General features: G+C 50.4%; 18 protein-coding genes and 1 riboswitch. All 18 genes read left to right on the top strand.

Annotation, left to right across the window (positions count from 1 at the left end):
• The first annotated feature begins 141 nt into the window (after window positions 1–141).
• The 18 genes from FGQ85_RS02305 (at window position 142) to FGQ85_RS02225 (ending at window position 21299) form a co-directional block, all read left to right on the top strand.
• On the top strand, window positions 142–576 hold the full coding sequence (locus FGQ85_RS02305; RefSeq protein WP_138372546.1) for a hypothetical protein: 435 nt from the start codon (window positions 142–144) through the stop codon (window positions 574–576).
• A gap of 104 nt (window positions 577–680) precedes the next feature.
• Entirely contained in the window at window positions 681–4148 is a 3468-nt protein-coding gene (locus FGQ85_RS02300) for a SpaA isopeptide-forming pilin-related protein (RefSeq protein WP_138372545.1), read from the top strand.
• Between the two features lie 79 nt (window positions 4149–4227).
• Window positions 4228–6033 (top strand): isopeptide-forming domain-containing fimbrial protein, encoded by a 1806-nt coding sequence (locus FGQ85_RS02295; protein WP_138372582.1) that lies wholly within the window; start codon window positions 4228–4230, stop codon window positions 6031–6033.
• Window positions 6034–6167: 134 nt separating this feature from the next.
• Window positions 6168–7043, top strand: a complete 876-nt coding sequence (locus FGQ85_RS02290) for a class C sortase (RefSeq protein WP_171027860.1) — start codon at window positions 6168–6170, stop codon at window positions 7041–7043.
• Window positions 7044–7055: 12 nt separating this feature from the next.
• Entirely contained in the window at window positions 7056–7928 is an 873-nt protein-coding gene (locus tag FGQ85_RS02285; protein ID WP_138372543.1) for a class C sortase, read from the top strand.
• Between the two features lie 118 nt (window positions 7929–8046).
• Window positions 8047–8235: riboswitch (cobalamin riboswitch) on the top strand.
• 153 nt (window positions 8236–8388) lie between these two features.
• Window positions 8389–9174, top strand: coding sequence for a sirohydrochlorin cobaltochelatase (locus FGQ85_RS02280; protein WP_087167193.1), 786 nt, complete (start codon window positions 8389–8391; stop codon window positions 9172–9174).
• A gap of 2 nt (window positions 9175–9176) precedes the next feature.
• The gene (cbiD, locus tag FGQ85_RS02275; protein WP_138372542.1) at window positions 9177–10391 is read left to right on the top strand and encodes a cobalt-precorrin-5B (C(1))-methyltransferase CbiD; all 1215 of its coding nucleotides are present in this window, start codon (window positions 9177–9179) and stop codon (window positions 10389–10391) included.
• The gene (cobI, locus tag FGQ85_RS02270) at window positions 10388–11119 is read left to right on the top strand and encodes a precorrin-2 C(20)-methyltransferase (RefSeq protein ID WP_138372541.1); all 732 of its coding nucleotides are present in this window, start codon (window positions 10388–10390) and stop codon (window positions 11117–11119) included. The genes cbiD and cobI overlap by 4 nt, the downstream gene beginning before the upstream one ends.
• The gene (gene cobM, locus FGQ85_RS02265) at window positions 11119–11907 is read left to right on the top strand and encodes a precorrin-4 C(11)-methyltransferase (protein WP_138372540.1); all 789 of its coding nucleotides are present in this window, start codon (window positions 11119–11121) and stop codon (window positions 11905–11907) included. The genes cobI and cobM overlap by 1 nt, the downstream gene beginning before the upstream one ends.
• A complete protein-coding gene (gene cobJ, locus FGQ85_RS02260; RefSeq protein ID WP_087167197.1) occupies window positions 11904–12653 on the top strand; it encodes a precorrin-3B C(17)-methyltransferase in 750 nt (249 codons plus the stop codon). Before cobM ends, cobJ begins: the two co-directional genes overlap by 4 nt.
• On the top strand, window positions 12637–13869 hold the full coding sequence (gene cbiE / locus FGQ85_RS02255) for a precorrin-6y C5,15-methyltransferase (decarboxylating) subunit CbiE (protein WP_138372539.1): 1233 nt from the start codon (window positions 12637–12639) through the stop codon (window positions 13867–13869). The genes cobJ and cbiE overlap by 17 nt, the downstream gene beginning before the upstream one ends.
• Window positions 13862–15289, top strand: coding sequence for a cobyrinate a,c-diamide synthase (locus FGQ85_RS18675; RefSeq protein WP_243128465.1), 1428 nt, complete (start codon window positions 13862–13864; stop codon window positions 15287–15289). The genes cbiE and FGQ85_RS18675 overlap by 8 nt, the downstream gene beginning before the upstream one ends.
• Complete coding sequence (gene cobT, locus FGQ85_RS18670) at window positions 15264–16334, top strand: nicotinate-nucleotide--dimethylbenzimidazole phosphoribosyltransferase (protein WP_243128464.1); 1071 nt, start codon at window positions 15264–15266, stop codon at window positions 16332–16334. Before FGQ85_RS18675 ends, cobT begins: the two co-directional genes overlap by 26 nt.
• Complete coding sequence (locus tag FGQ85_RS02245; RefSeq protein ID WP_138372538.1) at window positions 16331–17113, top strand: adenosylcobinamide-GDP ribazoletransferase; 783 nt, start codon at window positions 16331–16333, stop codon at window positions 17111–17113. The genes cobT and FGQ85_RS02245 overlap by 4 nt, the downstream gene beginning before the upstream one ends.
• Window positions 17114–17161: 48 nt before the next feature.
• Entirely contained in the window at window positions 17162–17737 is a 576-nt protein-coding gene (locus tag FGQ85_RS02240) for a histidine phosphatase family protein (protein ID WP_138372537.1), read from the top strand.
• Window positions 17734–18708: an adenosylcobinamide-phosphate synthase CbiB gene (gene cbiB, locus FGQ85_RS02235; protein WP_138372536.1), complete on the top strand. Its 975-nt coding sequence runs from the start codon at window positions 17734–17736 to the stop codon at window positions 18706–18708. The genes FGQ85_RS02240 and cbiB overlap by 4 nt, the downstream gene beginning before the upstream one ends.
• A 21-nt stretch (window positions 18709–18729) precedes the next feature.
• Complete coding sequence (locus FGQ85_RS02230; RefSeq protein WP_138372535.1) at window positions 18730–19800, top strand: histidinol-phosphate transaminase; 1071 nt, start codon at window positions 18730–18732, stop codon at window positions 19798–19800.
• Entirely contained in the window at window positions 19782–21299 is a 1518-nt protein-coding gene (locus FGQ85_RS02225) for a cobyric acid synthase (protein WP_087252654.1), read from the top strand. The genes FGQ85_RS02230 and FGQ85_RS02225 overlap by 19 nt, the downstream gene beginning before the upstream one ends.

Genomic DNA, 21299 nt, shown 5'->3' with positions numbered 1-21299 from the left:
GCCCCGTCTCTTACATATGGCTCGAAAATCGACGGGACGCCGAAAAACAGGACTTCATTTTTTTATGGGGAAAGGCCATGTACCACATAATTGATATTATGTGGTAGTTTGCCTTACGAAAAAAGGTGGAGATGAAACTGCATGGGGAGAGAAATATCCGGACTGAAACAGAGAAATATTACGATTGTTCCGGACAATATTACATTTATAGATCATGGAATGCTGTTTTCATCCAGAGAAGGCCCTTTAGGATGTCTGGATGAGGACAGGATTTTATTGGTCTGTCTGGAACAGGATTCGGAAGACAAAAATGCCTGTGTCAGACTTCCAGTGGAGAAAATATCACCAGATACAGATGGGCGTCTATTTCTCGGAACTGTCTACGGCACTCGGTGTGAAATTCAGACAGACCGGATCTGGAAGACGGCAGGAGAACTTTTAATGGAAATGGTTTGCCATTATCCCTGGTTATGGGTTGGTGATCATGCCTGTCTGGATTCTAAGGACAAAAGAAAATGGCAGGAATTGCGAAACATGGTAGAGCAAATGCGTGCCTGCTGCATTTTGTATGATTGAGAAAAAACTAATTCGATCAGGAAAGAGAGGGGATGACTCCTTTTTAAAGAGAAAGCAATAGCATTTCTTTCAGAAGATTTAATATACACAAGTAGGAGGTAAGTATGAAACAGCAAACAAAAATAAAATGCAGACGGTGGTTCGCCCTCTTTATCTGTCTATGTGTATTCTTTTTAAGCAATACATCTTACGTATTTGCGGCATCCACAACGGGAACGACCGGCCATACAGCAGATGATGACACACGGGTGACATATACGAATTATTTGAACGATGAAACCAGCGGCAATTTGACCACTGAATTTTCCGGGCGCGTGTGGGCGGATAAGACGGTCACTACCACTGACCAGAAATTCAGCGGTGATGCCGGCAATTCCATTACTGTGGCAAATGATTCGGATTTTCTGGTGACGTATTCCGCCTTGGCGACCACACAAAGTATTACCGGAGAGGCTCAGAGTCCGCTTGATGTTGTGTTTGTAGTGGACTTTTCGGGATCGATGATTAACTATGCAATGGATAACGGGTATAGTCGGCTGGCAAATCTGCTTGATGCGCTGAACAGTTCGATTAAGACTCTGATGGAGGCTAATGAGTATAACCGGGTGGCGGTGGTATGTTATTCTGGAAAGCCGGATGAAAGTGTATCTGCATCGAAAGTTTTGCTGCCTTTAAACCATTATTCTTCGAGCCAGACATATTTTTCTATTAATGATCGCACGGCAACCACATCAGAAAGGACGGTTAGCTGGAATATAGATGGGGTGTCAGGAAATCATACTGTTCAGCAGCCACATGCTACGAATACTCAGATGGGCTTATATACAGGTATGAATTTATTGACCGGTTCAGATACGACAGTGGAGATCAATGGTCAAACAGTTCAGCGAGTACCTGCGGTGATTCATTTATCTGACGGTAATCCCACAGTTTCGTCAGACAGTCAAAATTGGTGGGAACCATCAAATAATTCGGGAAATGGCAATGGTGTTGTCCGCATCAGTTCCGTAGGAAACGGCTTGAAAGCAATGATGACGGCAACCTACATGAAGCGGGAAATTGATCGTCATTATAGTGCTGATTTAAACTCCGATTATGCGGTGCGTGTATATAACATTGGTATGGGGCTGGATGGCATTTTTAATGAAGTAAAAGCATCTTCTAATTGGAATACGGATATAGATGCCAACAAATCGCAAAATCTTGCGTATGTATCACTGAATCCAGGTAGCCACTGGAATGACAATAATAATATTGCTCAAAATTTTCGGGATACATGGAATCAATATAAGAACGGCACTAACGTAACCATACCGGTTTCAGAGCCAGCGGCAAGTGCTGGACCAGGAGATTGGACATCTTGGTGGGAGAGTACCTTTCCATCAGAGAATTATACAGTTACTCATCCTTCTCAGAATGATATTACTGAAGTCAATGATTTGAACTATGTGGATCAATATTTTTCTGCTGATAGTGCAGATCAAGTTACAGAAGTTTTTGAAAATATTGTCAGCGACATCACAATGTCCACCCCTCAGGTGCCGACAAATGTCAACCCTGATGCCATCGACCAGAGCGGCTACATTACATATACTGATGAGATCGGCGATTATATGGAGGTCAAGGATGTAAAAAACCTGATCTTCTCCGGTACGAATTTTACAAATCATACTGAAAGTACAAACGGAAATACCACTACCTATACCTTCAGCGGTCAGATTGACAGTCCGGTTTACGGTCAGCAGAATGCGGGTGATATTGTTATTACGGTTACATCGAATACGGATAACACCGGAAAAATGACCCAGACACTTACAGTAAAGATACCTGCTTCAGCAATTCCGCTGAGGGTGAACACGGTGGAGCTGGAGTCATCCGGGAATGTGAAAAGTCACACAACCAATAATGCCTATCCTGTGCGTCTCTGCTATACGGTAGGAGTGCAGGAGGGCGTAAAGAACTCTGACGGAACAGTGGATCTTTCAAAGATTGACGATGCGTACAAGCAGGCAAATACCGGAACGGACGGTCTGTATTTTTACAGCAACAAATATACGGGTGATATAAAGTGCGAGGATCAGGAGACAGCGGGCAACGCATACGTTGAGTTTACACCTGCGAAGAACAACCCGTATTTCTATGTTCAGGAGAGTATTCCGCTGTACAAAGACAAATCTTGTACGGATCCGGTAGTGGAACAGCCGACTCCTGATGACGGCAAGACTTACTATTATCAGGTACAGTATTACAGCGGCGATGAAAGTGTAACCGAAACCCGTTCGGTTACCGGAATCAAGGGGACGACCGAACAAATAAATGGTCAGTATTGCGTGAAAGCAGGCGTAATGAATGCGCCTCATGCTGATTCCAAACATGCAGAAAAGACAACCAATAATACTTCTACTGCGCAGCTTTACTATTATGCGCATATGAACAGTGAAAACGCACAAATCCATCTGGGCAATAACGGACGTCTTGCGGTAAAAACGGCTTCACTTGCAGTAGAAAAGGATATTAAAGTTCCAGAAGGAATTGACGCTGGACAATTTGCAGATCAGGAATTCTCTTTTACTGTGACACTGAAAGATACTAAGAATAACCCGGTTTCGGGTACATTTACCACAAGGCATGTAGTTGATGCTGGAAATGGATCTGAAACATCTGTAGAAAGTGGAATATCTTCATTAAATTTCGCTAATGGCACTGCCACTTTTAAACTCAAGCCCGATGAGAAACTCTATATCGACGGACTCGTCAATGGATGGAGTTATACAGTAAGTGAGACAGATGTTCCGGATGACGGCTTTGATCAGACCACGCCGGCAGACGGAGACGCATCAGGTACACTCGGAGGCACAACGACAACAGTTTCGTTTGTCAATACATATTATCCCGGTTCCATTGCTGTGACCAAGCGGGACGGTGCGGGAGATCCGCTGAAAGGCGCGGCGTTCCAGCTCTATAAGGATGATGGAACAGGCGGCAAAACGAAAGTCGGAAGTCCGGTTCCCACAGTGCCGAGAATACGGCAGACGATAGCGGAAGGAGCTCAGGGATTTGACCTTGAGCATATGATTTTTACGGATACGGATGGCAAAATCTATCCGGTTCATACTGACAGCTCCGGCACGAAGAGTTACTTCTACTACCGCAGCCTGAGCACTGAAGAACAGGAGAAATATGAGCAGGGCACCCTTACGAATTATGAGGAAGTTGCAGAGTTCACAAATCTTCTTGTCAATGGGACGTACTACTTGGTGGAAGCTACAGTTCCAGACGGATATAGCGCACCTCAAACCGATGAGGACGGATATCTGATCGTGGGAGAGAATGAGCAGACGAAAATTACAGTACCGACCAAAGATGGCGGAAATTCAGTATATCATCTTTTGTTTACGGTGACTAACCATAAAAAGATGATCCTGCCGACTACCGGTCTTTCCGGTATCGGATGGTATCTGGCAGCAGGAGTGGTACTCCTGACGGCTGCAGTTGTTTTGTGGAAACTGAAAGGAATCAAAGGAAAGTCCGTAAGCACACGGGCCCGGCGCCGCAGACGCAGAAGGCGGTAAATCAATGATATAAAAGCGTATTTATGCTTTTATATAAATAAGTTCTTATGAAAGACAAGAAAAGGAAGGAGAAAACCTTATGAGAAAAAGTAACAGATTCTTATCTCGGCTCACAGGAACGTTGGCTGCACTGACGCTTGTGGTCGGACTGGTGCCTGCAACAGCGCTTGCTGCGGATGGAAGTGCGAGTATCACGATTACAGAACCGACATGGTCGGATAGCAGTAAAGACTGGGCGGGTACACAGGCAAATGCGTATCTGGTGCTGGACCAGGTAAATGACACAGAGACAGATCCTGCTAAGAAACTTTATTCCGTAACTACCGGCTTCGATGCATTTTTCAACATCGACACAACTGACGGAAACAGTTCAATCGATGAAATATTTGGAACTGGCGGCACCGTGTACCTGCAGTTTGACGGCACTGATCTTTCTGCCGGTACGACCCAGCCTGCTTCCGGTGAGTACATCACCTTCTCCGGTGATGACGCCAAGGCGCTTGATAAGACATACGGTGAGGCTGACCTGGTGAGCCGTATCGCTGGAGATAGCGGTGCAGGCGGAAGTAATGCAGGTGTGTTCTATTCCTGGATTGAGAAGTATATTGAAAAGAATAACATAACTACTTCTCTTACAGCTACAGCTGGCGCAAGCGTTGGAACACGGGGAACTATGACTATCAGTGATCTTGACGAAGGCTACTACGCCATCGACTTTAAGAGCGTTCCGAGTGGCTTAAGCCTCAAGCAGGGTGTGATGATCGCCACGACAGGTGATATCCCGGCTCAAATGAACCTTAAGGCGGAGGATCTGCCTTTTGAAAAGAAGATAAGCGAGAAGGATGCAGACCAATGGCTTGATGAGCTTACTGCAGAGACAGGGGATGTGCTTGACTATCGGCTGACAGCAAAGGTTCCTACGCTGACCGACTACGACAATCTCACCGAGTTTACTATGAGTGATACGCTGGAAAAGCAGGAGTTTGATTCTGCCAGCGTTGAAATTGCTATCAATGGTGCCACTATTACACGGGGAACGGATGATGACAGTAATAAGTTTTATATTGGACAGACTCTCCTTGCGACACTGAATTCGGACGGCTATGCCAATAACGAGAGTTCCTTCACCCTCACTTTTGAACCGTCTACTCTCGAGGCATATGAGGGCGAGACAGTCACTGTTACCTACAGTGCAAGGCTTACCACTGACGCAGTGAAGATTAATGTCAATGACGCCAAACTGGAATGGAATAACAATGGTTCTGAGAGTGTTCTGACCGATTCCACCAAGGTGTACACCTACGGCATCGAGCTGACAAAGACCTTCAGTGACGCTACTGTTTCAGCTGGTGAGATTGGTGCTGTGACATTCCAGCTGTACCGGGTAAATGGGCAGGATGAGGAACTTCTCTATTTTACCGGCTCTGCCGGAAATTACATCCTTGTGTCCGATTCCAATGGAACTGGCAATGTGACAGACCTCAAACTTGACACGACCAACAGGAAACTGACGGTTGTGGGTCTGGATGATGACGAGACCTACATCCTGAAGGAGACTAATACTGCAGACGGCTATAACCTGATTGACGAGGACGTCACCATCGATCTTGAAGCACAGGCTGACCCGAACGCAATGCTGCTCGACAAGGATAAGACAAGTGTCAAACTGGGAAGTAATAAACTTACGGTGTCCTTTGTAAACAATACGAACACTACAGAGACGGCAATAGCAAGCGTTGCTTTCGAGCTTTACAACCAGAAAGGCTTCACCCTTCCGAAAACCGGAGGCACAGGTACGTGGGCGTTGACAATGGGCGGTATTCTTCTGATTGCGGCGGCAGGAGGAATGCTTGTGGTTTCCAGAAGAAAGAACTCTTCTCGCTAAAAAAAGAACACAGTGATTTGTATGGGATTGGGCGGAGATTTCCGCCCATCCTTCGTTTTGGTGTTTTTCCACATACTTCACCGGAGTCAGGGGAAAAGCATCTGAATGTTAATTGGGAAATGGAGGAAAAGGATGTGAAGCAGAAATTACTGGCTATTTTGACGGTATTGGTTTTTCTGGCGGGGCTCTCTCTGCTGGCATACCCGGTTGTCAGCAACCTGCTCTATGAAAAGGAACAGGAAGAAATCATGAAGCACTATAATAGTATTATTTCAGAAGAAATGACTTCGGATGACCAGACTGCAGAACTGCAGGAGTGTCAGGATTACAATCGGGGACTTTTGCAGGGAGGCGTTCTGCTTACAGATCCTTTTGACAAGAATCAGCTGGATCCTTCCGCCATGCCCTATGCAGGGCTTCTGAACATAGATGACGAAGGAGGAATGGCCTATCTGAGGATTCCGGCTATCGATGTGGAGTTGATGATTTATCACGGCACCGGACAGGAAGTGCTGAAAAAGGGGGTGGGACATCTGCAGGGAAGTTCTCTTCCGGTGGGAGGAACAGGAACGCATTGCGTTCTTTCCGCGCATACGGGACTTAATAATAAGAAGCTGTTTACAGATCTGGACCAGCTGGAAAATGGCGATGTCTTCTATATTCATGTACTGGGGGAGGTGCTGGCCTATCAGGTGGATCAGATCCGGGTAGTGCTCCCGGAGGAGACGGAGGATCTGCAGATTAATGCGCAGGAAGATCATGTTACGCTGGTGACCTGTACACCATACGGGATCAATACACACCGCCTGCTGGTACGGGGAACCCGTATCCCTTATGTGGAAGAAACGGAACAGACGGGGGCGGTGCCGGTAAGACAGGGCAGCTGGATGGAACAATACCTGAAAGCGGCTGCCGCGGGGATGATACTGGTGGCTGTTGTGGCAGTGGGATCCATTTTGCGCAGGAGGACAGGGGCGAAGAAGCCCGGACGAAGGAGAAGGAAAAGATAGGGGGGCGGGAGCGTGAGAAAGACCGGCTTTAGATTGCTGATTCTGGTGATATTTTTTTCCGGTGCAGCACTGCTTCTGACTCCGCATTTCCAGAGTCTGCGATCGAAATTTAGCAGCAGGAAAGAGGTAGAAGAGATTAAGAGTAAGAAACAAAACAACCGGGAACCGGAAGAAAGTACAGAGAGAGAATACATTCAGCTTTATGAGGACATGAAAGCATACAATGAAAAAATTTTCCGGGACGGGCAGAGCGGACTGACGGATGCATGGAACTTTCAGCAGCCGGTTTTCCGGCTGTCGGATTATGATACGTCCGGGGATGCGGTCGGCTATTTATCCATTGAAGCCATGGATCTGGAACTGCCGCTGTATCTGGGAGCGTCAGATGAGAATCTTGACAAGGGAGCTGCAGTTTTGGGACAGACCAGTATGCCTATAGGAGGAACAAACAGCAACTGTGTAATAGCTGCCCACCGGGGATGGAAAGGCATTCCGATGTTTCGGGATATCGAATTGTTGCAGCCCGGAGACAAAGTGATACTGACTAATTTGTGGGAAACACTGGAATATCAGGTGGTGAAGTGTATTGTCATTACTCCGGATGACATTGACGCAGTGAAAATCAAGGAAGGTGAGGACATGCTGACTCTGATTACCTGTCATCCGTACACATACAATTTTCAGAGATATGTAGTTTACTGTAGCCGTAACGGTCAAATCTCTGCGGAGGAACTCCCCCGTGAGGGGGTAACCTATGTTTCGTCTCAAAAAGAGATTGAGAGGGAGCAAAAGTGGAATTTTGCGGGACTTACCGTACTGGGAGGAGGCTGTATGCTGGGAATCCGCAGGTTCATCCTTGGAAAAAGAAAGAAAAAGAATTCGTAACTATTTTTTTATGTATTATACACAAATGTTCGTACAATAGAAATGCATTTTGGCTAATCCAGAAAAACCGCATCGGTTGACAGCCGTCTTGGCCAATGGTATCATAAACAGGAATCAAACAGAGAAATCATTTAAAAGTACCTTATGTTAGAAGGAGTAAAAGGGAATCCGGTGAGAATCCGGAACAATGCCCGTTGCTGTATGAGGGGAGCTTTCTTAAGAAAAGGCCACTGTGCGGATGCATGGGAAGGGAGAGAAAAGCGCGGATCCTTAAGTCAGAATACCTGCTTTTAGATGCTTCGGAAAGGTTACGGGATTATGACAAGTACGAGAATCAAAGAGGACGTCAAAGGGAAATAGAAACGGATATGGGAAAAGAGGCAGAGGAAAGAACTGTCTGTTTTTCCATATCCTTTTTTGGTGTCAGTCGTCGATGTCAGGCCCATATGGGAGGACAAATATGAAAAAAGCAGTTTTGACGGTGAGCTTTGGAACGAGCCACCTGGATACAATGGAAAAGACGATCGGAGCAGTAGAGAAGGCGCTTGCGGAGGCATTCCCGGACCGGACGCTGTACCGGGCGTTTACAAGCGGAATGATCTTGAAGAAACTGAAATCGGAGTTTCAGATGGAAATCTGCAACGTGGAGGAAGCCATGGAGCAGATGGCGCGGGACGGAATTGAGGATCTTCTCATACAGCCGACCCATATCATCCACGGATTTGAATACGAAAAGATGACAGAGCAGATCGAGCCGTACCGGGAACGGTTTGAAACGATCCGTATCGGAGCACCGCTTCTTGCCACGATGGAAGATTATGAGGAGGCGGTACACCTGATTATGGAGGATGCCGGACTCAAAGAGGAAGAAACATTAGTGCTCATGGGCCACGGGACAGAGCACCATACCAATGCGGCCTATCCGGCCCTCGATTATACCTTCTGGGCGAAAGGATACCGAAACGTGGTAGTCGGCACGGTAGAAGGCTTCCCGGAGATGGAGGAAGTACTGAAAAAGCTGAAAGAGCAGCAGGCCGAAAAGATTCTTCTGATGCCGTTTATGATTGTGGCGGGAGACCATGCCAAAAACGATATGGCAGGGGAGGATGCGGATTCCTGGAAATCGATTCTGACAAGAGAAGGATATGAAGTGCGCACCGTCTTAAAAGGTCTCGGAGAGATTCCGGGCATCCGGCAGATGTTTGTGCGTCATGCCAGGGAAGCAAAGGAGTGTCCGAAAGGATAAAGATGGAAAAGCAGACAGTCATCAAGGGACAAAAAGAACTGAAAAGAGGATATACGACGGGAACCTGCGCGGCGGCAGCGGCAAAGGCGGCGGCAATCATGCTGTTTTCCGGAGAGGAAATCCGGGAAGTCCGCATCACTGTCCCGGCAGGAGAGACCTTGCTTCTGGAAGTGGAGGAGATCGTGCGTCATTCCGATGTGGTGTCATGCGCGATCCGGAAAGATGCAGGAGATGATCCGGATATTACCCACGGAATGCTCGTCTTTGCCGAAGTAAAGAAAGAGTCCGATAAACGGCAGGAACCAGATTCGGAGCCGGTGCGGATTGTGCTGGAAGGCGGGGAGGGTATCGGCCGGGTGACAAAGTCGGGGCTGGAGCAGCCGGTAGGAGCACCCGCCATCAACAAGGTGCCAAGGAGTATGATTACGGAAGCAGTCCGGCAGGCAGCCGGGGAAGCCGGTTTTTGCGGGACGCTGAAAGTGACCATTTCTGCGCCGGAGGGGGAAGCACTTGCCAAAAAGACATTCAATCCAAGACTTGGGATTGTGGGCGGTCTTTCCATCCTTGGAACAACGGGGATTGTAGAACCCATGAGTGAGCAGGCTCTGACGGAAACCATCCTTCTGGAAATGAAAGTACAAAAACAGGAAGGAATTCAGACGCTCTGTCTTGTGCCGGGAAATTACGGAAGTGATTTTCTGAAAGATGAGCTTTCCTTTTCCCCGGACCGGGCGGTCAAATGCAGCAACTATGTGGGCGAGGCGCTGGATATGGCAGTGGTGCTTGGATTTCCGAGAGTTCTTCTTGTGGGGCACATCGGAAAGTTTGCCAAGCTTGCGGCAGGTGTCATGAATACCCACTCGAGGATAGCGGACGCGCGTGCGGAGGTGTTTCTTGCGGCGCTTTCCCATCTTGCGGCCGGGGCTTTAAAGGAAGACCCGGGGCGCGCCGAAAAGCTGATCGGGCTGGTGCCTGAGATTGAGGAGAGCGTCACGACAGATGAGATGCTTGCCGTTCTGACGAGGGCCGGCATCCAGAAAGCCGTGATGTCCCGGATCATGGAGCGTATCTCCTGGCATATCAATCAGAGGACGAGAGGAGAAGTCCAGGTGGAACTTCTGACCTTTTCCAAAGAATGGGGAATTCTTGGGAAGACGGAGGGTGCCATGGATCTTCTCGAACAGATCAAAGAGGAACGGAAAGGACAAAAAGAATGAGTGGAATCTTATATGGAACAGGGACAGGACCGGGAGAGGCAGAGCTTCTGACGCTGAAGGCGGTCCGATTGATCCGGTCCTGTGATATGATCGCGGTTCCGGTGTCTGACAGTACACTGAAGGAGCCGTGTATCTGGGAGGAAGGGATGCCGTATCTCGATCGATGTGCGGCATATCAGATTGTGCTGCCGGAAGTGCCGGAGATTCGTAAAAAGCCGGTGCTCTGCCTTCCGATGCCGATGATGAAAGAAAAAGAAGAACTGAAACGCATCCACGATGCGGGAGCAAAGAAGGTGGAGGAATATCTGGACGAAGGAATGAACATTGCGTTTCTGACCCTTGGAGATCCGTCCATTTATTCGACCTACCTGTATATTCATAAACGGGTGCAAAAAGACGGGTACCAGGCGGTGATCATACCGGGAATTCCGTCGTTTTGCGCGGCGGCAGCGGCCCTGAACCTGGGGCTTGCGGAAAATAAAGAGGAGATTCATATCCTGCCGGCCTCCTATGGAATTGAAGAGGGGCTGAAGCTTTCCGGAACGAAAATTCTGATGAAAACAGGGAAAAAGATGCCTTATGTCAAAGAGACGGTCAAGGCGTCAAACGACCGGTTCTGGATGGTGGAAAACTGCGGGATGGAAAATGAAAAGATTTATGAAAATCCGGACGATGTGCCGGAGAAATCCAGCTATTATTCGCTGATTGTGATAAAGGAGGGATCCTGATGGTACATTTTGTCGGAGCAGGGCCGGGAGCATGCGACCTGATTACCGTGCGTGGCGAACGCCTGCTGAAAGAGGCGGACGTGATTATCTATGCCGGATCACTGGTCAATCCGGAACTGTTACAGGTCAGAAAGGAAACTTGTGAGGTATATGACAGTGCCTATATGACATTGGAAGAGGTGCTGGAAGTGCTTGAAGCAGCAGAAAAGGACAAAAAGATGACGGTACGGCTTCACACCGGAGATCCAAGTCTCTACGGAGCTATCAAAGAGCAGATGGATGAGCTGGACAGACGGGGAATTGCCTATGAAATCTGTCCGGGAGTCAGCTCCTTTTCCGGAGCGGCGGCAGCTCTTAAACTGGAGTACACCCTCCCTGAGATTTCCCAGTCCGTCATTATCACACGGATGGAAGGCCGGACCAAGGTGCCGGAGAAAGAATCGATCCGCAGCTTTGCGGCACATCAGGCGACTATGGTGCTTTTCCTAAGCGCCGGACTTCTGGAACCGCTTTCCAGGGAACTGATGGCGGGCGGCTATCCGGGCGATACACCTGCGGCCATCGTCTATAAGGCAAGCTGGCCGGAAGAAGCGGTCTACCGGTGTACTGTGGAAACGCTGGCTGAAACCGCCAAAGCGAACCATGTGACGAAGACTGCGCTGATTGTAGTGGGAGAAGTACTGGAAGGCGGAAAGAAAACCGGATATGAGCGGTCGAAACTGTATGATCCGGAATTTACCACCATGTTCCGGGATGGAACGAAGAAAGACGGGGAGACGGAAGAATGAAAAAGAAAGTATATGTCATAGGAATCGGGCCGGGCGCTTATGAGGAAATGACGATCCGGGCTGTGCGGGCGATGGAATCCTGTGAGGTGATCATCGGATACACCGTCTATGTGGATCTGGTAAAAGAGCAGTTTCCGGGGAAGACATTTCTGACTACGCCGATGACAAAGGAAGTGGAGCGCTGTGAGATGGCACTCCGGGAAGCCCGGGAGGGGCGGACAACAGCCATGATCTGCAGCGGGGACGCCGGAGTGTACGGTATGGCAGGCCTGATGCATGAGATCCGGAAAGAACGCGGATATTCGGAAGTGGAGATCGAGGTGGTTCCGGGAATTACCGCCGCCACTGCGGGAGCGGCCGTTCTGGGAGCTCCGCTCATCCATGATTTTGCGGTCATTTCCCTGAGCGATCTTCTGACGCCGTGGGAGAAGATTGAAGAGCGTCTGCGGTCTGCGGCAAAAGGGGATTTTGCCATCTGCCTTTACAATCCGTCCAGCCGGAAACGAAAAGATTATCTCCGGAGGGCCTGCGAGATTCTTCTGGAATATCAGAGCCCGGATACGGTCTGCGGCTATGTGCGCCAGATCGCAAGAGACGGGGAGGAAAAGCATGTGACAACCCTTGGAAGACTGAAAGAAACCGGGACAGACATGTTTACCACGGTGTTCATCGGCAATTCCCAGACAAGAGTGATCGGGGAGGCGATGGTGACGCCGAGAGGATATCGATATGAAAAAGAAGATTAATCTGATTGGAATCGGAACAGACGGAAACAAAAGCCTGACACAGGAAGCCAGGGAGCAGATCCGGAAAAGCACTGTACTGATCGGTGCCGAAAGGATGCTGCAAAGCGTAGAATCAATCCGGAAGAAAGAGGCAGGATGCTATACATCTTACCGTCCGGAGGAGATCATGACGACTCTGGAGCAGGAAAAAGGAGAAGAAATCTCCGTTTTATATTCCGGCGATCCTGGATTTTACAGCGGCGCAAAACAGCTTATAAAGCGATTGGAAGGAAGTGGATGGGAGATCCGGGTGCTGCCGGGTATCTCATCAGTGATCTGCATGGCAGCACGCTGTCAGGTGCCGTGGGAGAAGGCGGCATTGGTCAGCCTTCACGGAACCGGACAGAATGCGGTTTATGAGATCTGTACCCACGAACACACCTTCCTGCTTCTTGGCGGCAAAGAGACAGCAGAGCAGTTTCTGGAAAAGATGTCCTGGTACGGGCTGGATCATCTGGAAGCCGCAGCAGGACGGGATCTTTCGTATGAAGAAGAAGTTTTCTTTCGCGGAACGATCCGGGAACTGACGTCGGAGCTGCTTTCCGGGCTTTCCGTACTCTGGGTACACAACCCGGACTACGACACGTTTGTTGGACGGCATCTGGAAGATGAAGAGCTGATCCGGGGAAAAGTGCCGATGACCAAGTCGGCAGTCCGGGCCATGGCGGTTGCCGCACTGAAGCTTCAGAAAGATGCGGTTCTCTATGACATCGGGGCAGGAACCGGAAGCGTGTCGGTAGAGGCTGCGCTTCAGGACGGCTCCATCCGGGTCTATGCTGTGGAGAGAAATCCGGAAGGAATTGCTCTTATTCAGGAAAATAAGCGGAAATGGCGGACCGATCAGGTGGAGATTGTAGAGGGAAACGCACCGGAGGCGCTTTCGGATCTTCCTGCGCCGACCCATGTGTTTATCGGTGGAAGCGGAAGCAGGCTGAAAGAGATTGTGGAAACCTGTCTGTCGAAAAATTCATCGGTCCGGATTGTGCTGACTGCGGTCAGCATGGAAACGATCCGGGAGATGACGGAACTTTTGCAGGACAGCCGGTGGGAGACAGCCGAGGTGATGCAGATTCAGGCATCAGGCAGCCGGAAGATGGGAGCCTACCATCTGATGACAGCCCAGAATCCGGTGTGGATGGCTGTGTTTCAGGGAAGAAAGGAAGCGGACCATGAGTGATACAAAGAAGACAGGACGGCTTCTGATTGCCGGAACCGGAAGCGGATGCGGGAAGACGAGCATTGTCTGCGGGCTGCTGCGGGCATATCAGAAGCGGGGCCTTGCCCTGGCGGCATGCAAGTGCGGCCCGGACTATATTGACCCGCTTTTCCATGAGAAGGTTCTCGGCATTCCTTCTGAAAATCTGGATCTTTTCTTCCATGAGCCCGGGATGCAAAAGCAGCTTCTGGCACGGCACAGCAGGGGTGCGGATCTGGTAGTGGCGGAAGGAGTCATGGGATATTATGACGGAATGAGTCTGGAAAGCCCGAAGGGGAGTACGAGCGAGATTGCGGCAGTTCTTCAGATGCCGGTAGCTCTGGTCGTTCCCTGCCGGGGAATGGGACACTCGGTGCTGGCACTTCTGAAAGGCTATCTGGAATACGAAACGGCGGGGCAGATCCGGGCGGTCATTTTGAACGGGATCACCGGACGTACCTATGAAAAGCTTGCGCCGGTACTGGAGCAGTGGCTGCGGGAAAACGGCCATGCGGTCAGGCTGGCAGGATATCTCCCGAAGATGGCGGATGCGGAATTAAAAAGCAGACATCTGGGGCTGATTCTTCCGGAGGAAGTGGAGGCACTGCAGGAAAAACTGGACCTGCTTGCGGAACAGGCAGAGGAGACGCTGGATCTGGAGCTGCTGTTACAGATTGCAGAAGAAGCGCCGGATCTGGAAACGGGAGAACAAGAAGCAGGGGAAGAAGAAGGGACGGAAAAGTCGAAACTCCGGATTGCCGCGGCAAAGGATGAGGCGTTCTGCTTTTACTATAAAGATAATCTGGAACTGCTGCGGCAACTGGGCTGCGAGATTGTACCGTTTTCTCCGCTTCATGATGCGGTTCTGCCGGATGGCATCGACGGCCTGATTCTGGCAGGGGGATACCCGGAACTCTACGCAAAGGAGCTGTCTGAAAATGTGTCCATGCGGGAATCGGTGCTTCAGAGCCTGAAAGGAGGACTTCCATGCCTTGCAGAATGCGGCGGGTTTCTCTATCTGAAAGAGGAGCTGGAAGGCGAAGACGGAATGATTTACCCGATGACCGGATTTTTAAAAGGAAGAGGGTACCGGACGCATACATTAGGACGATTTGGATATCTGACTCTGGAGCCAAAAGAGGAGCTTTTGTTTTTGAAACGGGGTGAGACGATCCGTGGCCATGAGTTTCATTACTGGGACTGTACCGAAAACGGAGACCGCTGTCTGGCTGTGAAGCCGGATGGGCAGCGGTCATGGGAGTGTATGGAAGAAAAGCAGCAGGTCTTTGCGGGATTTGCACATATCAGCTATGACTCCAATCCGGCATTTGCCAAACGCTTTGTCGGATGCTGTCTGGAAAGGAGAGAGAAAGGAAATGCCGGAGACAATATGGGAAAATGAGATCAAACAGATCAGACTGCCGGATGAGGAGGTAAGAAAAGCGTCTCTTACCCGGTGGAACCATCTTGCAAAGCCTCTTCATGGAATGGGGGCGCTGGAGACGATGATTGCAAGGATCGCGGGAATTCAGGGGAGGCTTCATCCATCTTTACAGAAAAAGGGGATTGTGGTGCTCTGTGCGGACAATGGGATTGTAAAGGAAGGCGTCTCCCAGACCGGAGCTGAGGTGACCGCTGTGGTAGCGGGAAATTTTCTGACAGGGCAGACCAGTGTCTGTAAAATGGCAAAGGTGGCAGGTGCAGACATTCTGCCTTACGATATTGGAATTCTGACGGACGTGGAGGGACTTACGAAAGCAGAATACAAGATATCCTGCGGGACGAAGGATTTTCTGGAAGAGCCGGCCATGACAAGGGAGGAGGTCGTCCGTGCCATTCTGACCGGAATGAAGATCGTAAAAGAGCGGAAAGCGCAGGGGTATGAGATCCTTGCTACCGGGGAGATGGGAATCGGCAATACGACGACCAGCAGCGCCGTGGCCTGTGCCCTTACCGGGGAGGCGGCTGAGGTAATGACAGGACGGGGAGCCGGGCTTTCCGATGAAGGCCTGATCCGGAAAAAGGAAGTTATCACAGAAGGACTGGCAAAGAGAAATCCGGACCCGTCGGATCCGGTGGACATTCTGGCAAAGGTTGGAGGGCTGGATATTGCGGGACTGACCGGAGTTTTCTTAGGATGTGCCAGATACCAGGTTCCGGCGGTGCTGGATGGATTTATCTCCTCGGTGGCTGCCCTTGCTGCGGTGCGGATAGAACCGAAGGTAAAAGAATATCTGTTTGCTTCCCACAGGTCGAAAGAACCGGCCCACAACCGGATTCTGGAGGAGCTTGGAATGGAAGCCGTACTGGATCTTGGCATGGCTCTTGGAGAAGGAACCGGAGCCTGCGCCCTCTTCCCGCTTCTGGATATGGCCATGATGGTTTACGAGGAGATGAGTTCCTTCGATGACATTCAGGTAGAACAGTATAAGGAGTACACATCATGAAATGGATTCGATCCTTTATCATTGCCTTTTCCATGTATTCCAAAATCCCCATGCCAAAAGTCCAGTGGACGAAACCGTCCATGCAGTATGCCTTCTGCTTCTTCCCTCTGGTAGGAGCCGTGGCCGGAGCACTGACGTGGGGAACCGGACTTGTGCTGTTTGGCCTTCGGGATGCGGGGAAACTTCCGGCCTTGTTTCCGGCTGTGTTTCTGACGATCCTTCCGCTTCTGGTGACGGGCGGAATTCATATGGACGGTTTTATGGATACTTCGGATGCAAGGCATTCCTACGGGGAACGGGAGAAAAAGCTTGCGATTCTCAAAGACCCGCACACCGGAGCTTTTGCGGTGATGAGTGCGGCCATATATCTACTCTGGAGTCTGGCCCTCTGGTCGGCGGCAGATGAGAAAGTCCTTCCGGGGATGGCCTGCGCCATGGTTCTGTCCAGAACATTGAGCGGTCTTTCCGTGACGGTAGGAAAGGGAGCAAAATCAGACGGACTTGCGGCTGCGTTCCGGGAATCTGCCAGACAAAAGGCAGTATGGATTTCCACGGGAATCTATCTTGCAGCAGGTGTGATTTTTTTGGTGGCAGTATCCGGCGTCATCCCGGCAGTGCTTCTGCTTTTTACGGCGGGAGCAGTATTTGCCCGGTATCTCAGGATGGCAGTGCGGGAGTTCGGCGGCATTACAGGGGATCTGGCAGGCTGGTTTCTCCAGGTCTTTGAACTTACTGTACTGACGGTGCTGACAGCCTGGTCCTGGATGATCCGGTTTTGATGGAGAAAAACGGTCCGTAAAGAGACGAAACAGAAACGGAGAAGAACGATGGAACTGACCTTGATCCGGCATTTTGCAACGGCCGGAAATCTGGAAAAACGATATATCGGAACGACAGACGAACCGATTCTTCCGGTGGCGGAAATAAAGAAGATGCCGCGTGCGGAAATTGTCCTGACCAGTCCCATGATACGGTGCCGTCAGACGGCAAAGTTACTTTATCCGGAGGTGGAACAGACCGTATGGGACGGATTCCGGGAATGTGATTTCGGCGCTTTTGAAGGGAAGAATTATCTGGAACTGACGGGAGATCCTTCCTATCAGGCGTGGATCGATTCCGGAGGAGAACTACCGTTTCCGGGAGGCGAGTCAAAGGCATCTTTCTGCGAACGGACGCGGGCGACCTTTGAACGGGCCGTGGACAGGCTGATGGAACAGAAGATCGAACGGGCGGCCATCGTCGCCCACGGAGGCACGCTGATGGCAGTGCTTTCGGCATACGCGGTTCCAAAACAGGGATACTATGAGTGGAGCTGTGGAAACGGATGTGGATATCAGGTCCGTATTTTTGAGGACCGGTGGAAAACCGGGGAGAAACAATGTAAGGTGGAAAGAAAACTATGATTATTTTGGCAGCATGCGCGGCAGGATTTATACTGGACCTGTTCTTTGGAGATCCGGCCTGGATCTATCATCCGATACGGATCATCGGACATCTGATCAGCGGACTGGAAAAGAAGCTGTATAAAGAGGGAACTTCTCCAGAGAGTCTCAGAAGAAGGGGAACGCTTCTCTGGATCGGAACAGCGGGAATTGCAACACTCGTTCCATGCCTCCTTTTGTGGGCGGCCTTTCAGATTCATCCGGTGCTTTATTTCCTGCTCCAGAGTTTCTGGTGCTGGCAGCTGCTTGCCACAAAGTCTCTGAAGACAGAAAGCATGAAAGTAAAACAGGCATTGGATACAGGGACGATTGAGGACGGACGAAAGGCCGTGTCCATGATTGTGGGGAGAGATACGAAAAGCCTGACAGAGGAAGGCGTGGTGAAGGCTGCGGTGGAGACGGTGGCGGAGAACACGTCCGACGGAATTATTGCCCCGCTGTTTTATATGATGATCGGAGGAGCAGGGCTTGGCTTTTTTTATAAAGCGGTCAACACGATGGACTCCATGGTGGGCTACAAAAACGACCGGTATCTGGATTTTGGCCGGACGGCAGCCAGAATGGATGATCTGTTTAACCTGATTCCGGCAAGGCTTTCGGCGCTTCTGATGATCGGAGCGGCCGGAATTCTGGGACTATTTGACAGCGGACATTACAGCATGGCAAATGCATGGAAGATCTACAGAAGAGACCGTCACAACCACAAAAGCCCGAATGCGGCTCAGCCCGAATCGGTCTGTGCGGGAGCTCTTTCGGTCCGCCTGGCAGGAAATGCGTGGTATTTTGGAAAATTGTACGAGAAACCTTATATCGGGGATGACATCCGCCCGATTGAACGGGAGGATATCAGACGGGCAAACCGGCTGCTTTATGGAACGGCCGTACTGGGGCTGCTGGTTTTCGGGCTGGCAAGGCTGATTGTGATTATATAAAAGAAAAGCGAGGTGAAGAACATGCAGGAGCATGGAGGCGATATTTATACAAACGAAGGACTGGTTGATTTTTCTGCAAATATCAATCCTCTGGGACCGGGGGAGAAGGTCATGGAGGCACTGAAAAAGAGCCTGGAGAACGTGACTGCCTACCCGGATCCGAAATGCAGGGCGCTTCGGGAGGCGGCGGCCAAAAAAGAGGCGACCGTTTCGGAGCACATTATCTGCGGGAATGGGGCGGCCGATCTGATCTATACGATGGTACTTGCAGAAAAACCAAAGCGGGCCCTTTTGTGTACGCCGTCCTTTTCCGAATATGAAAAGGCACTTCGCACGGTGGACTGCCGGATCCGGTTTCACGAAAGAAAAGAGGAAGAAGGATTTGCCCTGACAAGACGGTACCTGGACGAACTGACAGAGGATCTGGATATGGTATTTTTATGTTCGCCGGACAATCCGACCGGCCGGTGCGTGGAAGAATCCCTGCTTCTGGAGATTGTGGAAACGTGTGAAAAGAAGCAGATCCGGCTTGTACTGGACGAGTGCTTTCTTGATTTTACCGAGGACGGACCGTGGATTCACCATGAGCTTTTGATCCGGGAAAACCGGATGCTGTTCCTGCTTCGGGCATTTACCAAGATGTTTTCCATACCGGGTGTACGAAGCGGATACGGAGTCTGCTCGGATACAGAACTGCTGGAACGGATGCAGAAGTCCAGACAGCCGTGGGCTGTATCTGTCCTGGCGCAGGCGGCCGGAAGGGCGGCGCTTGCGGACGATCTGCTTCCGGCGGTCACAAGACAGCTGATTGCAGAGGAGCGGCGCCATATCATGGGAGAATTTACCCGGATGGGAATCCGGTACTACCCGGCAAGTGCCAATTACATTTTGTTTTACAGCGAAATAGATTTTTACGAAGAGATGAAACAAGAAGGATTTCTGATCCGGGACTGCCGGAATTACCGGGGACTTGGAAAAGGTTACTACCGGATCGCAGTGAAAGGGCGGGAGGACAATGACAAGCTTCTCCGTGCTTTCGGGCGGATTATCGAACGAAGAAAGGAAGAAACATCATGGCAAAGCCAATCATGATTCAGGGAACCATGTCCAATGCCGGAAAAAGTATCCTGGCAGGAGGACTTTGCAGAGTGTTCCGCCAGGACGGATACCGGACGGCGCCCTTTAAATCTCAGAATATGGCCTTGAATTCCTTTATCACGGAAGACGGCCTGGAGATGGGAAGAGCACAGGTGATGCAGGCCGAGGCGGCGGGGATTGCTCCGCGGGTGGAGATGAATCCGGTGCTTCTGAAACCGACAAGTGATACCGGATCGCAGGTCATTGTAAATGGAAAAGTCCGGGGCGTCATGCCGGCGAAAGAATACTATGCATACAAAAAACAGCTGATCCCGGAGATTCTGCATGCCTACGAGATTCTTGCCGGTGAGCATGACATTATCGTGATCGAAGGGGCGGGAAGTCCGGCCGAGATCAACTTAAAACAGGACGATATTGTGAATATGGGACTGGCAAAGATGCTGAAGGCTCCGGTACTTCTTGTAGGAGACATCGACCGGGGCGGCGTGTTTGCCCAGCTTGCCGGAACCCTTCTTCTTCTGGAAGAGGAAGAACGGAAGATGGTAAAAGGTCTTGTGATCAACAAGTTCCGCGGGGATGTGGATATTTTAAAACCGGGGCTTCGGATGCTGGAAGAACGTACCGGGTGTCCGGTCCGGGGAGTGATCCCGTATATGTATCTGGATATCGACGATGAGGACAGCCTGAGCGAACGCCTTCAGAGCCGGATGCAGAAAGGGAAAATCGACATTGCGGCAGTCCGGTTCCCGAAGATTTCCAATTTTACGGATCTGAATGTGCTGTCGTGCTATGAGGGTGTATCGGTCCGGTATGTAGACCGGCCGGGACAGTTTAAAGATCCGGATCTGGTGATTCTTCCGGGAACCAAAAATACGATGGCGGATCTGAAATGGCTGAAGGAAAGCGGGCTTGCCGGGAAAATCCAGCAGGCAGCTTCGCGGGATGTTCCGGTCATCGGAATCTGCGGAGGCTATCAGATGCTTGGGAAAAAACTTTCAGATCCGCAGGGAATGGAAGCCGGGGACGGGGTTCCGATTTCGATGGAAGGACTGGACCTACTTCCGGTGGAAACCATCTTTACCGGACAGAAAAAAAGAACGAGAGCCGAAGGATTCGTGGCTGCTTCGGATGATTTCTGGGGCGGACTTGGCGGATGCCGGCTGGAAGGATATGAGATCCACATGGGAGAAACCATTTCTGCCGGAGGTGCTTCGTTTACCGGAATCCGCACGATGCAGGAAGAAGGTGCACGTATGGAGGGCTGTGTTCAGGGCAGCGTCTGCGGAACCTATCTGCATGGTTTTTTTGATTCGGCGGAGATTTCCGGAAAACTGGTGGAACTTCTGATGAGACGGAAAGGGCTTCAGGTGGAGGATTTGAAAGTGCTGGATTTCAAAGCATACAAAGAGGAACAGTATGACCAGCTTGCAAAGATGATCCGGGAACATTTGGATATGGATGCGGTATACCGGATTCTGGAAGAAGGAGTATAA

Origin of the sequence: Pseudoflavonifractor sp. BSD2780061688st1 E11 (genome assembly GCF_005844125.1) — a bacterium.
GTDB classification, from domain to species: domain Bacteria; phylum Bacillota; class Clostridia; order Lachnospirales; family Lachnospiraceae; genus Sellimonas; species Sellimonas catena.
This window is presented reverse-complemented; position numbering and strand designations above follow the sequence as displayed.

Coding starts and splice junctions, on each gene's coding strand:
- cbiB (WP_138372536.1), top strand. CDS start 17,734: ATGATTATTTTGGCAGCATGCGCGGCAGGATTTATACTGGACCTGTTC.
- FGQ85_RS02240 (WP_138372537.1), top strand. CDS start 17,162: ATGGAACTGACCTTGATCCGGCATTTTGCAACGGCCGGAAATCTGGAA.
- cbiE (WP_138372539.1), top strand. CDS start 12,637: ATGAAAAAGAAGATTAATCTGATTGGAATCGGAACAGACGGAAACAAA.
- FGQ85_RS02225 (WP_087252654.1), top strand. CDS start 19,782: ATGGCAAAGCCAATCATGATTCAGGGAACCATGTCCAATGCCGGAAAA.
- cobM (WP_138372540.1), top strand. CDS start 11,119: ATGGTACATTTTGTCGGAGCAGGGCCGGGAGCATGCGACCTGATTACC.
- FGQ85_RS02245 (WP_138372538.1), top strand. CDS start 16,331: ATGAAATGGATTCGATCCTTTATCATTGCCTTTTCCATGTATTCCAAA.
- cobI (WP_138372541.1), top strand. CDS start 10,388: ATGAGTGGAATCTTATATGGAACAGGGACAGGACCGGGAGAGGCAGAG.
- cobT (WP_243128464.1), top strand. CDS start 15,264: ATGCCGGAGACAATATGGGAAAATGAGATCAAACAGATCAGACTGCCG.
- cbiD (WP_138372542.1), top strand. CDS start 9,177: ATGGAAAAGCAGACAGTCATCAAGGGACAAAAAGAACTGAAAAGAGGA.
- FGQ85_RS02300 (WP_138372545.1), top strand. CDS start 681: ATGAAACAGCAAACAAAAATAAAATGCAGACGGTGGTTCGCCCTCTTT.
- FGQ85_RS02305 (WP_138372546.1), top strand. CDS start 142: ATGGGGAGAGAAATATCCGGACTGAAACAGAGAAATATTACGATTGTT.
- cobJ (WP_087167197.1), top strand. CDS start 11,904: ATGAAAAAGAAAGTATATGTCATAGGAATCGGGCCGGGCGCTTATGAG.
- FGQ85_RS02295 (WP_138372582.1), top strand. CDS start 4,228: ATGAGAAAAAGTAACAGATTCTTATCTCGGCTCACAGGAACGTTGGCT.
- FGQ85_RS18675 (WP_243128465.1), top strand. CDS start 13,862: ATGAGTGATACAAAGAAGACAGGACGGCTTCTGATTGCCGGAACCGGA.
- FGQ85_RS02230 (WP_138372535.1), top strand. CDS start 18,730: ATGCAGGAGCATGGAGGCGATATTTATACAAACGAAGGACTGGTTGAT.
- FGQ85_RS02280 (WP_087167193.1), top strand. CDS start 8,389: ATGAAAAAAGCAGTTTTGACGGTGAGCTTTGGAACGAGCCACCTGGAT.